General features: G+C 60.7%; 12 protein-coding genes. 6 read left to right on the top strand and 6 right to left on the bottom strand.

Annotated features, from left to right (window positions below):
- Positions 1-52 precede the first annotated feature (52 nt).
- Entirely contained in the window at positions 53-988 is a 936-nt protein-coding gene (gene yedA, locus AC0ZWN_RS15600; RefSeq protein WP_476335644.1) for a drug/metabolite exporter YedA, read from the top strand.
- Between the two features lie 52 nt (positions 989-1,040).
- Positions 1,041-2,378, top strand: coding sequence for an RNA helicase RhlE1 (locus AC0ZWN_RS15595; protein ID WP_093434676.1), 1,338 nt, complete (start codon positions 1,041-1,043; stop codon positions 2,376-2,378).
- A 234-nt stretch (positions 2,379-2,612) separates the two neighbouring features.
- Here AC0ZWN_RS15595 and AC0ZWN_RS15590 read toward each other — a convergent pair whose 3' ends face one another.
- Both AC0ZWN_RS15590 and AC0ZWN_RS15585 read right to left on the bottom strand, forming a co-directional pair.
- Positions 2,613-3,848: a TIGR03862 family flavoprotein gene (locus AC0ZWN_RS15590; protein WP_476335643.1), complete on the bottom strand. Its 1,236-nt coding sequence runs from the start codon at positions 3,846-3,848 to the stop codon at positions 2,613-2,615.
- A 308-nt stretch (positions 3,849-4,156) separates the two neighbouring features.
- A complete protein-coding gene (locus tag AC0ZWN_RS15585) occupies positions 4,157-5,077 on the bottom strand; it encodes a histone deacetylase family protein (RefSeq protein ID WP_476335641.1) in 921 nt (306 codons plus the stop codon).
- Positions 5,078-5,159: 82 nt separating this feature from the next.
- Here AC0ZWN_RS15585 and AC0ZWN_RS15580 point away from each other — a divergent pair, with 82 nt between their 5' ends.
- The 3 genes from AC0ZWN_RS15580 (at position 5,160) to AC0ZWN_RS15570 (ending at position 7,300) form a co-directional block, all read left to right on the top strand.
- A complete protein-coding gene (locus AC0ZWN_RS15580) occupies positions 5,160-5,729 on the top strand; it encodes a GNAT family N-acetyltransferase (RefSeq protein WP_093434681.1) in 570 nt (189 codons plus the stop codon).
- A 111-nt stretch (positions 5,730-5,840) separates the two neighbouring features.
- Positions 5,841-6,710 (top strand): acyl-CoA thioesterase II, encoded by an 870-nt coding sequence (tesB, locus tag AC0ZWN_RS15575; protein WP_003228466.1) that lies wholly within the window; start codon positions 5,841-5,843, stop codon positions 6,708-6,710.
- The gene (locus tag AC0ZWN_RS15570) at positions 6,707-7,300 is read left to right on the top strand and encodes an HAD family hydrolase (protein ID WP_476335640.1); all 594 of its coding nucleotides are present in this window, start codon (positions 6,707-6,709) and stop codon (positions 7,298-7,300) included. The genes tesB and AC0ZWN_RS15570 overlap by 4 nt, the downstream gene beginning before the upstream one ends.
- A 115-nt stretch (positions 7,301-7,415) precedes the next feature.
- Here the strand turns inward: AC0ZWN_RS15570 and AC0ZWN_RS15565 are convergent, their stop codons facing one another.
- From AC0ZWN_RS15565 to AC0ZWN_RS15550, 4 genes are all read right to left on the bottom strand, one after another.
- Positions 7,416-8,366 carry an alpha/beta fold hydrolase gene (locus tag AC0ZWN_RS15565; protein ID WP_476335638.1) on the bottom strand — a complete coding sequence of 317 codons (951 nt, stop codon included), beginning with the start codon at positions 8,364-8,366 and terminating at the stop codon, positions 7,416-7,418.
- Positions 8,367-9,257 (bottom strand): KPN_02809 family neutral zinc metallopeptidase, encoded by an 891-nt coding sequence (gene ypfJ, locus AC0ZWN_RS15560; protein ID WP_476335636.1) that lies wholly within the window; start codon positions 9,255-9,257, stop codon positions 8,367-8,369.
- Positions 9,258-9,449: 192 nt separating this feature from the next.
- Entirely contained in the window at positions 9,450-10,283 is an 834-nt protein-coding gene (locus tag AC0ZWN_RS15555; RefSeq protein WP_476335635.1) for an aldo/keto reductase, read from the bottom strand.
- The gene (locus AC0ZWN_RS15550; RefSeq protein ID WP_476335633.1) at positions 10,267-12,006 is read right to left on the bottom strand and encodes an FAD-dependent oxidoreductase; all 1,740 of its coding nucleotides are present in this window, start codon (positions 12,004-12,006) and stop codon (positions 10,267-10,269) included. The genes AC0ZWN_RS15555 and AC0ZWN_RS15550 overlap by 17 nt, the downstream gene beginning before the upstream one ends.
- Before the next feature lie 176 nt (positions 12,007-12,182).
- Here AC0ZWN_RS15550 and AC0ZWN_RS15545 point away from each other — a divergent pair, with 176 nt between their 5' ends.
- Complete coding sequence (locus AC0ZWN_RS15545; RefSeq protein ID WP_476335631.1) at positions 12,183-12,959, top strand: IclR family transcriptional regulator; 777 nt, start codon at positions 12,183-12,185, stop codon at positions 12,957-12,959.
- Positions 12,960-12,994 lie beyond the last annotated feature (35 nt).

Raw genomic sequence — 12,994 nt, 5'->3', positions numbered from 1 at the left:
CGTCAGCCTTTCTAGAATAATCCATCCCCTGACTCAGACTTTCGAGCTGCCCATGCCTGCCTTGCGCCGTTTTTCCTTGCCGCTGATCGCCGCGTTTTTCGCGTTGTATGTGATTTGGGGATCGACCTATCTGGTGATCCGAATTGGCGTCGAATACTGGCCGCCGCTGATGCTCGGCGGGGTGCGCTTCGTGATCGCCGGCAGCCTGATGTACGCCTTCCTGCGCTGGCGCGGGGCGCCGGCGCCGACCTGGGCGCAGTGGAAAGCGGCAGGGATCATAGGGATTTTGCTGCTCAGTTTCGGTAATGGCGCGGTGAGCGTGGCCGAGCACACGGGCGTGGCTTCCGGTGTTGCAGCATTGGCGGTGGCGACGGTGCCATTGTTCACCTTGCTCTGTGGATATTTCTGGGGCGCGCGTAATACGCGTCTTGAGTGGGCCGGGGTGGCGTTGGGGATTGTTGGTATTGCCATGCTCAACATGGGCTCGAACCTGCAATCGAGTCCGCTGGGCGCAGCATTGCTGATTTTCGCGGCGGCAACCTGGGCGTTCGGTTCGGTGTGGAGCAGACATTTGCCGTTGCCACAGGGCGCGATGGCCAGTGCGGTGGAAATGCTGGTCGGCGGTGTGGTGTTGCTGATCGGCAGCGCTGTCAGCGGCGAGCATCTGCAAGCCATGCCACCGGTTGAAGGCTGGCTGGCGCTGGCGTACCTGATCTTCTTCGGCTCGATCATCGCCTTCAATTCCTACATGTACCTGCTCAAGCACGTGCGTCCGGCGGCGGCGACCAGTTATGCCTACGTCAACCCGGCGGTCGCGGTGTTGCTGGGGATTGTGTTTGTCGGCGAGACCATCGGCATCGAAGAAGCGCTGGCGATGCTGGTGATCATCAGCGCGGTGGTGTTGATCGGACTGCCGCAGTGGCGCCGTCCGGCACAGCCGCCAGTCGTGGCGCCGACAGCCGTTCCCACAGAAACGCGTACGAATTAGGGTAAACTGCGCGGCATTGCATGCCTGCGTTATTTTTTCCTACGGTACTCCCATGACTTTCGCCACCCTTGGCCTGATCGAACCCTTGCTGCGCTCCCTCGAGACGCTCGGCTACCAGACCCCGACGCCGGTTCAGGCGCAAGCCATTCCGGCCGTGCTGGCCGGTCGTGACTTGATGGCAGCCGCTCAGACCGGCACTGGCAAAACCGCCGGTTTCGCCTTGCCACTGCTGCAGTTGTTGGCCATGGAAGGGCCGAAAGTCGCTGCCAACTCGGCGCGTGCACTGATTCTGGTGCCGACCCGTGAGCTGGCCGAGCAGGTTCATGAGTCTGTGCGTCAGTACGCCGAAAACCTGCCGCTGCGTACCTATGCGGTTTACGGCGGCGTCAGCATCAATCCGCAGATGATGAAGCTGCGCGGCGGCGTCGATGTGCTGGTCGCCACGCCCGGTCGCCTGATCGACCTGTTCCGCCAGAACGCGCTGAAACTCGATCAACTGCAAACGCTGGTGCTGGATGAAGCCGACCGTATGCTCGACCTGGGCTTCTCTGAAGAACTGGCGAACATTTATCGCATGCTGCCGAAAAAGCGCCAGACCCTGCTGTTCTCTGCGACATTCTCCGATGACATCCGCCTGCTGGCCGGGCAGATGCTCAACGATCCGCTGACCGTCGAAGTCAGCCCGCGCAACGTCGCCGCCAATACGGTCAAGCAGTGGATCGTCACGGTGGACAAGAAGCGCAAGGCCGAACTGTTCGTGCACCTGATGCGCAAGAACAAGTGGAAGCAGGTGCTGGTGTTCGCCAAGACCCGTAACGGTGTGGATGCGCTGGTGGAAAAACTCCAGGGCCTGGGCGTGAATGCCGACGGTATCCATGGTGATAAACCTCAGGCGACCCGTCAGCGTGCGCTGGATCGTTTCAAGCTCAGTGAAGTGCAGATTCTGGTGGCAACTGACGTTGCGGCGCGGGGCCTGGATATCGAAGATCTGCCGCTGGTGATCAACTTCGATCTGCCGATCGTGGCTGAAGACTACATTCACCGTATCGGCCGCACGGGTCGTGCTGGCGCGACGGGCGAGGCTATCTCGCTGGTGTGCGCGGATGAAGTGAACATGTTGTCGGCGATTGAAATGCTGACGCGCCAGACCTTGAAACGTCAGAACGAGCCAGATTTCGAACCGGAGCACCGCGTGCCGGACACCGATGCCAGCGGTCAGGTGATCAAGAAGCCGAAAAAACCGAAGAAGCCGAAGGCTTCCGGTGGTGGCGGCAAGCGCAATCTGGGCAAGTGGGTCGACAGTGGCGAAACGCAGGCGCCGGAGCCTTCGGTCAAGCCTGTGCGTAAAGTGCCTGTGTTCAATACCGGGCCGCGTAAGCGTAAGCCTTAAAGTCAAAAGCCCCTCACCCTAACCCACTCCCAGAGGGAGAGGGGACTGATTGGGGGATATTCGGGAATTACGCCGACCTGATCCGACTGTTGTGAATCTACAATCGACAGAGCTTCGCCAGACACCTCGGTCGGTTGGCCGAATCCATAATCGACTCGGTGTTTCAGGTCGATGTTGGACGCCAGACACCTCGGTCGGCTCCCTCTCCCTCTGGGAGAGGGCTGGGGTGAGGGTTTAGCTTTTCAGCCACTGCACAATTCCCAACCCGGCCGCCCGGCCACTGGCAAAACACCCCGTCAGCAAATACCCGCCCGTCGGCGCTTCCCAGTCAAGCATCTCGCCCGCGCAGAACACCCCCGGCAACGCCTTGATCATCAAGCGTTCGTCCATCGCCTCGAACGTCACGCCCCCGGCACTGCTAATCGCCTCGTCCAATGGCCGCGTTTTGACCAGAGTCAGCGGCAACGCCTTGATCGCCCGCGCCAACAGCGCCGGATCAGCAAACGTCGCCGCATCAGTCAACTCGCGCAACAACGCCGCTTTCACCCCATCAATCCCGACCTGACTGTGCAGATGCTTGGCCATCGACCGCGAACCGCGTGGTTTGCTCAACGCTGCCTGCAATTTATCCACAGGTCGGCCGGGCAACAGATCAATGTGAACAACCGCCGCGCCATGCTGATTGATCGCCTCACGAATCGGCGCCGACAGCGCATAAATCAGACTGCCTTCAATGCCGGTCGCGGTGATCACGCATTCGCCCAAACGCGGTACATCGTCGTTCAAACCGATGGCGATATTTTTCAGCGGTGCGCCGGCGAATTTGCTCACCATCAAATCGCTCCAGGCCTGCACCTCGAAGCCGCAATTGCTCGGTTGCAACGGCGCCAGTCCTACACCGCGTTGCTCCAGGGCGAGCATCCACGCACCGTCGGAACCGAGGCGCGACCAACTGCCGCCGCCGAGGGCAAGCAGCGTGGCATCGGGTTTGACGGTGATTTCACCTTCCGGGCTGTCGATGCGCAGCGCGCCATGTGCATCCCAACCGAGCCAGCGATGGCGGGTGTGGATAACGACGCCGCTGTCGCGCAGACGTTTGAGCCAGGCGCGCAGTAGCGGGGCCGCTTTCATATCAGTGGGGAACACCCGGCCGGAGCTGCCGACAAAGGTTTCGATGCCCAGGTCGTGAATCCATTTACACAACGCATCGGCATCGAAACCGCGCAGCAGCGGGGCGATTTGCGGGGCGCGCTCGGCGTAGCGTGAAAGGAACGCCGGGTAGGCTTCGGAGTGGGTGATGTTCATGCCGCCGACGCCAGCGAGCAGGAACTTGCGGCCCACCGAGGGCATGCCGTCGTAGAGGTCGACGCGGATTCCGGCCTGGCTCAGCACTTCGGCAGCCATCAGGCCGGCGGGGCCACCGCCGATGATGGCGACGTGAGCGGGGGAGGAGGCGGAGTTCTGGGTCATGGTGAGCGCTGCGGTATGGCGGGATAAGCCGCGCATTCTAACAGCGCAAACCAATGTGGGAGATCCCTGTGGGAGCGAGCCTGCTCGCGAAAGCGGTGGGTCAGTCAGTTAAATGTTGAGTGCTCCGACGCCTTCGCGAGCAGGTCGAATCGTCGCACCGTCGCTCCCACAGGGGGATTTTGGTGAACTCAGTATCTGGTTAAAAAATAGCCAGTGTTCTGTAGGTCGCAGTAGGTATGGCCTGCAGGGCGTTCCACTCAGGTTATCCACAGGCAGTTCCACAGCGATTGTGGGTAACGCAGCACAACTCAATGACAACCGTATGACTGCCAGACCCGTTGCGCGCTGTGATGGAGGATGCCGTGGCGGCGGGCGAGGGCGTGGCGGTCCTTGCTGTAGCCGCCGCCAATTACGCCCATCACCGGAATGTCGCGGCCCAGGCAATGGCGCATCACGCTTTCGTCGCGGGCGGCGACGCCTTCGTCCGTCAGTTGTAGATAACCGAGGGCATCGTCCTTGTGTACATCGACCCCGGCGTCATACAGCACCAGGTCCGGTTGATACAGCGGCAGCAGATAATTGAGTGTGTCGTCGACCACTTTCAAATAATCAGCGTCGCCCATGCCCTTGGGCAGCGGGATATCCCAGTCACTTTCCGCCTTGCGTGCAGGAAAATTCTTCTCGCAATGCAGGGAAACCGTAATCGCCTCCGGCGTGTCATGCAGGATTCGCGCGGTGCCGTCGCCCTGATGCACGTCGCAGTCGAAGATCAGCACGCGATTCACCCGGCCGCTTTGCAGCAGGTAATGGCTGATGATCGCCAGGTCATTGAAGATGCAGAAGCCTGCCGGGTAGTCGTAGTGCGCATGGTGGGTGCCGCCGGCCAAGTGACAGGCCAGGCCATGTTCTAGGGCTTTTTCCGCCGCCAGAATCGAACCGCCGACCGCCCGTACCGTGCGCCGCACCAAGGCTTCGTTCCACGGCAGACCCAGACGCCGTTGGTCTTCGCGGGACAACTCGCCGCTCATATAGCGTTCGATATACGCACGGTCATGGGCGAGGGCGAGGATGTCGTTGGGGCAGATTTCCGGGCGCAGCAGATCAGCGTCGCGGGTCAAACCGCTGTCGACCAGGTGATCGCGCAGCAGACGAAACTTGTCCATCGGGAAGCGGTGATCCGCCGGAAACTCGGGGCTGTAGTCTTCGTGGTAGATCAGCGGCAGTGGCATGGCGGTTTCATGTAGGAACGTAGGAAAGAGTGAAGGATCCTACCAGCGATGTAGACTTGCGGCATGGAAACGGAGGGGCATGATGGAGCCGATACTGGAACTTGAAAGCGCGCGCTTGCTGATGCGTCAGTGGCAGGACGAGGATTTGCCGGCATTTGCCGCGATGTGCGCCGATCCTCAAGTGATGCGCTACTTCCCGACACCATTGAGCCGACTGGAAAGCGCTTCGATGATTGGTCGCGTGCGCGGGCATTTCGCCGAGCACGGTTTCGGCTTGTGGGCGCTGGAGCGCAAGGACAGTGGCGAATTTATTGGTTTCACCGGGCTCGGCGTGGTTGGTTTCGATGCACCGTTCACGCCTGCGGTGGAAATCGGCTGGCGCCTGGCCAAGGAACACTGGGGCCTGGGTTACGCCAGCGAGGCCGCGTGGACTGCTCTGCGCTGCGGCTTTGATCGGTTGGCGCTAAAGGAAATTGTCTCCTTCACCGCGCAATCCAATCTGCCCTCAGAGAAAGTCATGCAGGCGATCGGCATGCATCACGCCCCGGAAGATGATTTTGATCACCCCAAGCTTGCGGTCGATCATCCGCTAAGACGGCATCTGCTGTACCGCATTACTCGGGAACAATGGCTGCAAACCTTGCATGGATAAGCCGACACGGACGTTTACAATGGCCGCCATATCATTGGCCCGCGCCAGAATCTGAATCGGCCGCCGCAGCCAAGACTGCGCGCCATAGTGCTTTGTGTGAGGAGAGTCTGAATGAGCCAAGTGTTGGAAGATCTGGTCGACTTGCTGACCCTGGAACCGATCGAAGAAAACCTGTTCCGTGGCCGTAGCCAGGACCTGGGTTTCCGTCAGTTGTTCGGTGGCCAGGTGCTCGGCCAGTCGCTGTCGGCGGCCAGTCAGACCGTTGAAGAGGCGCGCCACGTGCATTCGATGCACGGCTATTTCCTGCGTCCGGGCGATGCCAAGTTGCCAGTGGTCTACTCGGTTGATCGCGTGCGCGATGGCGGCAGTTTCAGCACTCGCCGCGTCACGGCGATCCAGAAGGGCCATCCGATCTTCACCTGCAGCGCTTCGTTTCAATACGACGAGGCAGGCTTCGAGCACCAGAGCCAGATGCCGGTGGTGGTCGGCCCGGAAAATCTGCCGTCGGAGCTGGAATTGACCCAGCAACGCGCGCACCTGATCCCGGAACACATGCGTGAAAAACTGCTGTGCCCGAAACCGATCGAAGTGCGCCCGGTCACCGAAAAGGACCCGTACAACCCGCAGCCGGCCGATCCGGTCAAATATGTGTGGTTCCGCGCCGACGGCGCATTGGCCGACATCCCGGCGCTGCACAAATACTTGTTGGCGTACGCCTCGGACTTCGGTTTGTTGACCACCTCAATGCTGCCCCACGGCAAATCGGTCTGGCAGAAAGACATGCAGGTCGCCAGCCTTGATCATGCGCTGTGGTTCCACAACGATCTGCGCGCCGATGACTGGTTGCTCTACGCAATGGACAGTCCGTGGGCCGGCAATTCCCGTGGATTCTCCCGTGGCAGCGTGTACAACCGCGCCGGGCAACTGGTCGCTTCGGTGACGCAGGAAGGCCTGATCCGCCATCGCAAGGACTGGGCATGAGTCTGAAAGAGGTCAAGCACTGGGTGTTCGATATGGACGGCACGTTGACCGTCGCCGTGCATGATTTTGCGGCGATTCGCGTGGCGCTGGCGATTCCGCCGGAGGACGACATCCTCACTCATCTCGCCGCGTTGCCGGCGGATGAAGCGGCGGCGAAACACGCTTGGCTGCTGGAACATGAAAGGGATCTGGCACTGGGTTCGACCCCGGCCACCGGAGCGGTGGAGCTGGTGCGTGATCTGCACGCACGCGGTTATCGCCTCGGCATCCTCACCCGCAACGCGCGGGAACTGGCGCATGTGACGCTGCAAGCGATTGGCCTCGCCGACTGCTTTGCGGTGGACGATGTGTTGGGCCGCGATGAAGCGCCGCCGAAGCCGCATCCGGGTGGTTTGCTGAAACTGGCAAACGCCTGGGACGTGCCGGCCAGCGCGATGGTCATGGTCGGTGATTACCGCTTTGATCTGGATTGCGGACGAGCGGCGGGGGCGCGCACGGTGTTGGTGAATTTGCCGGAAAACCCTTGGCCGGAGTTGACCGATTGGCATGCGAAGGATTGTGTCGAGTTGCGGCGGATGCTTCTGGCCTGAAATCTTTGCTGCCTGAGCTGGCCTCTTCGCGAGCAAGCTCACTCCTACAATTGGAATGCGTTCCCCTGTAGGAGTGAGCCTGCTCGCGATGGCGTCAGATCAATCAGCACAAAACTTATTCGAACAACGCCTTCTGCCCCTCCGGCGAGGTCAGCATCCCATCGCCGTTATGCCCGACCCCGGGCACTTCAACCAGCCGCTGATTCACCCCTTCCGGATGCCGCCGCAGCAAATAGCCGAAGTATAACTTCCCACGCTCCAGGCGATACGCACCTTGCGCCTCGGCTTCACAGCGCTTGTCCAACGCTGGATGCTTGGGATCGACGTCCTGCTGTCCAAGCAGATAAATCACCTCGCGCTTGATGTAACTGCTCTCAAGCTGCAACGGCGTTTGCCCACCGGCGTACACCGGCATGTCTGACAGACCGTACTTCCAGCGATTGAAACCCGCGCATTTGGCGTGATCGAACGCCACCGGCCGTTGTTCATTGAAGTAGGCATACGATGACGGGTTGGCGACCACGTAGCGCAAGCGAATGCCGTTGGCCTTCAGCGCAGGCTGATCCTTGGCCAGCAGGGCATAGCGCTGCACCACCTGGCCACCGCCAGAATGACCGAAGATCACGATCTGCTTCACGTCGGGAAACTGTTTGCGGTCGCTGATCCGTCCGATGATCTCATCAAGTGCGGCGTAGGAACTCAACGGGTTCGGCCCTGTGGATAAGCCGCCGCCCATCCACTCGTTGCCTTGCCAGCGCAGCAACGTGGCGGGGAGTGAGTACAGCGCGACATCGCTTTCATTGAGGAACTGCGGCGCGATTACCAGCGTGTGGGCACTTTGTCCCGCCAGCTCGGCGGCGCTCTCGGCGCTTTTGCGATAGGTTTCCGAGTTGCGCAACCGGCCATGAATGACGATCAGCACCCGTTCGATCTTCTCCGGCGCAGGACCAATGCCGACTGCCATTTCCCCGGCCTTGAGTTGCAAACGACCGGGGCTGATCGCATCGACACCGGCGGCTTGCGCAGTGCTGCCAACGATCAGTAACGCCAAAAGCCATTTATGCATTTACAGGTTTTTCGCCGCTAAGGTATCGCACTGGCCGACCTGGCCCTGCGCGAATCCGGTTTTGAACCAGCGCACCCTTTGCGCCGACGTACCGTGTGTGAACGAGTCTGGCACCACACGGCCCTGACCCTGTTGTTGCAGGCGATCATCACCGATGGCGTTGGCCGCATTCAAGGCCTCTTCGATATCGCCCGGTTCCAGCCAGTTCAAACGCTTCTGCGCACTGTAGGCCCAGACGCCGGCGAGGCAGTCGGCCTGCAATTCCTGACGCACCAGCAAACCGCCGTCGCCTTCCATCTGCCGACCTTGCTGGCGAGCTGTCTGAATTTTCGCCGAGACGCCGAGAAGCGTCTGCACATGATGTCCGACTTCATGCGCGATCACGTAGGCCTGGGCGAAGTCACCGGCCGCTTTGAAGCGTTGCGACATTTCCTGGAAGAACGCCATGTCCAGGTAGACCTTCTGATCCGCCGGGCAATAGAACGGGCCAGTGGCCGAGGTTGCCAGACCGCAGGCGGAGTTGACCCGGTTGCTGAACAGCACCAGGGTCGGGTCCTTATATTGGCGCCCGGCCTGTTGGAAAATCGCGCCCCAGGTGTCTTCGGTATCGCCAAGGATCGAGCGAACGAATTCGGCCTGTTCATCGTTCGCCGGCGGGGCCTGACGGGTTTGCGAGGTTGGCGCCGATTGTTGGGTGGATTGCCCGGCGAGCTGACCGAGGATCTGCATTGGGTCCTGGCCGGTGATCCAGCCGATACCGACGATCAGCAGGATGGCCCCCAGGCTCAGGCCTTTGCCGCCGCCGAAGCGCATGCCGCCACCGCCACCGCCGGCATCATCACCACGGGCATCGACGACGTTGTCACTGCGTCGGCCTTTTTTCCATAGCATGTGGGAATCCTCTGTGTGTATCGGGTGGTGATGAGTGTTGCTGTTGTGTGAGTGTGGCGCCAGTCCGGTCGTCCGTCTATTGGCCACACGCAAACAGGCCCGGTCTCGTGCTGAAGAGGTAGGGCCTGTTATTGACGGTCTGGCACGCGGTAAATTCAATCCCGCGCAGGATTTCTATCGCTGGATTATCAATCAGCGATCAAAGGCATCCCATTCAGGGGCGAAATCCGGGCTGACCTGACGTTGGTTTTTCGGCAGTGCTGCAATCAATGCGCGGTCTTCATCATCCAGTTCAACTTTCAGCGATGCGAGGTTGGCCAGTTGATTGGCCCGGCTGCTGGCCTTGGGAATCGCCGCGACGTTGGGCTGATCAAGCAACCATTTCAACGCTACTTGGGTCGGCAACACGCCATGTTTGTTGGCGATCTGTTGAATCTGTGGGATGTCTGAGACCTTGTTGCGCGCCAGCGGGGTGTAGGCCGTTAGTGCCATGTCGTGTTGACGGGCGTAGTCGAACAGGGCGTTTTGGCCGAGCAGGACGTGGTATTCGACCTGAATCGCTGACAGACCGATGCCGTATTCCTCGACGACTTTGCGCAGCAACGGCAGCGGAAAATTCGCCACGCCGATGTTGCGCGCCAGGCCTTGCTCCTTGAAGGAGGCCAGCGTGGCGAGGGTGCTTGGCAAATCCCAGTCGGTGGTCGGCCAATGGATCATGAACAAGTCGACGTAGTCGCTGCGCAACGCGGTAAGGCTGCGGTCCATGGAATGGCGCATCGCGTCGGGTTGCAGCTGATCCCACCAGACTTTGGTGGTGACGTGAATTTGCTCGCGCGGTGTCGGGGTATTCGCCAGTGCTTGTCCGACGGCTTCCTCGTTGTTGTAGGCCGCCGCTGTGTCGATGTGTCGATATCCCAATTCCAGCGCTTGCTCCACGGCGCGAGTGCATTCGTCGCCGAGCAGCGGCCAGGTGCCGAGGCCGAGTTTCGGCATGTTCAAACCTTGGGCATTAACGATGTGCTGCATGGTCGATCTCCTGTTCGAAAGCAGTCATACCGGCGATATGCCGGGCGGCGATGTAACCGAAAGTCAGCGCCGGGCCGATGTTGATACCGCCCGCCGGGTAGTGGCCGCCCATGATGCTGGCCATGTCGCCACCGGCTGCGTAGAGGCCGGCGATGGGCTGTTCGTGGGCATCCAGTACTTGCGCGTGCGGGTTGACCTTGAGCCCGGCGAAGGTGCCGAAGCAGCCCGGCTGGACTTTCACGGCGTAGAACGGGCCAGTGTCTATTGGGGCAACGCAGGGGTTGGGCAGGTTCGCCGGATCACCCTGTTTGCGGTTGTAGGGTGTTGCGCCGCGACCGAACAACGGGTCTTCGCCGTGGCGGGCATGGCGGTTGTAGTTATCCACAGTCTGGCGCAACCCGCTCGGGTCGATGCCGCAGGCGAGGGCCAATTCTTCAATACTGTTGCCGCTTTTCAGATAGCCGCTGCGGATAAAATCTGACACTGGCAGCGGAAATGGCCGCGATATGCCCAGTCCATAACGCCGTTGAAAGGCGCGCGTGCAGATCAGCCATGAGGCGACTTCTTCACCTTCCGGCGCAGCAGCGACCATGGCGCTGACGTAGTCGTAATAACCGTTGGCTTCGTTGACGAAACGCTGGCCGTTGCGCAGAACCCCGATGATCCCGGGTTTGCCGCGCTCAATGATGTGTGGGAAATGGCCGATGCTGCCGTCGGAATGTGGCACTTGCGACACAGGCGCCCACGCCACGGGCGAAGCGACATCGGCATTGACCCGTGCGCCGACACTTTCGCCCAGGCGCAAACCACCGCCGTCGACGGCCAGCGGCGGCAGCGCCCAATGCTCGTGACCGGTCGGCGTGCGCGGGAACAGGGCTTTGCGCCGCTCGATGTCATTGGCAAAACCACCGGCGGCGAGCAATACGGCTTTGCGTGCATGAATGCGGATCGAGCCTTTGTCTGTTTTGACCACAGCGCCCGAGACGCGAGCGCCTTCACGCAGCAACGCTGTCACGGGTGCCGATTCCCAGAGCAACACGCCGAGGTCTTCGGCGGATTTTGCCAATCGTGCAATCAACGCCACGCCATTGACCAATTGCATGGCCCGGCCATGGATCGCGAGATCTAGCAAATGTCGGGTAAAGCGCCGGGTGACATGCCATGCGGCTTTCAGTGAACGGGTCAGATTGAGGAACGCCGACAGATCGGCGCCGGCCATGATCGGCATGCCCATGAAGGACGTTTCGCGCATCGTTGTACGAAGGCGCTTGAGCAAGCGTCCGACCTTGCGTCCATCGTAAGGCGCGGCGATGACCGAGCGGCCACCAGTGCCAGCACCCGGCGTGTCGCCATGAATGTCGGCAATGGCATTGCCGTCGGCAAATTGCAGCGCAGTGTGTTGCTCGAAAAACGCGACCATGCGCGGTCCCGCTTCAAGGAAAGCGTCGATCATCGCCGGGTCGAAGTGCTCGCCCAGTTCATGGCGCAAATAGGTGCGCGGTTGTTCGATGTCTTCGATGATCCCGGCCCGACGCGCCAGTGGATTGCACGGCACCCACGCCCAGCCACCCGACCAGGCAGTGGCGCCACCGAACACCGGATCTTTCTCGACAACGATGACTTTCAAACCATGCCACGCGGCAGTCACGGCGGCCGACAAACCGGCGGCACCGGAACCGACGACCAATACGTCGCAGTCGATATCAGGATGTTCGGCAGACATCAAACAACGCTCCGGCAGTAAGTTATTTTTGGAATTTGATTCCAGAAAATAACCAGTGTCGTGACGACTCGACAAGCCTTTAACCCATAAAATGGGCGGTTATCGAACGGCCGGTTCCAGATTTCGCTTTGCCGTCAATGTCTTCTAGAATCAGCAAAATTTCTTTGGACGTCCCCATGGCCGGCAGTCAAATCGAACGGGTTTTCAGCGTGCTGGAAAGCCTCACCAGTGATCCGCGCGGGCTGCCGATGCAGACGCTCGCCGAGCAGCTGGATATCCCCAAGAGTGCAACACACCGCTTGCTCGCCGAGCTGATTCGGTTGGGCTACGTACGGCAGAATGCGGAAACGTTGCGCTATCACTTGTCGACCAAACTGGTCGCTATGGGCTTTCAATACCTGTCGAGCTGCGGTGCCGATATCGTCCAGCCAGTACTCGACCGACTGGCGCAGGAAACCGGCGAACTGGTGCGTTTGGGCGTGATCGATGGCGAGCGCCAGACCTGGATTGCCAAGGCACAAGGCGCGCGCACCGGTCTGCGTTATGACCCGGACATGGGCCGCGATGCGCCGCTGTTCTACACCGCCTCCGGGCATGCGTGGCTGGCGTGCATGAGCGACGCCGAGGCGCTGTCACTGGTCGAGCGGCAGGCGGCGGAGGTGCCGGTGGGGATCGGGCCGAATGCGCCGCGTTCAAATATCGAGTTGCTGGAACGGCTGCGTCTGGCTCGTGAGCAGGGTTATGCCTGGGTTGAGGAGAGTTCGGCCGTGGGGACTTCGGCGATTGCAGCGGTGGTGAGGCATCCAACGGATGGTCGGGTGATCGGTGTACTGAGTATTGCCGGTCCCAGTGCGCGGATGCCGGGGGCGCGGTTGCATGAGCTGGCACCGTTGCTTCTGCAGTTTGCTAAGGAGATGTCGGCGGCCAGCCTGGCCTCCGAACTGTTTGTCTAATTCGAATTCACAGAGATCCCGTGTGGGAGCGAGCC

It is taken from the genome of Pseudomonas sp. 3B-A001-10F (assembly GCF_056313565.1).
Note: the sequence above shows the minus strand (reverse complement) of the source record. Positions and strands in the feature narration are given on the sequence as shown.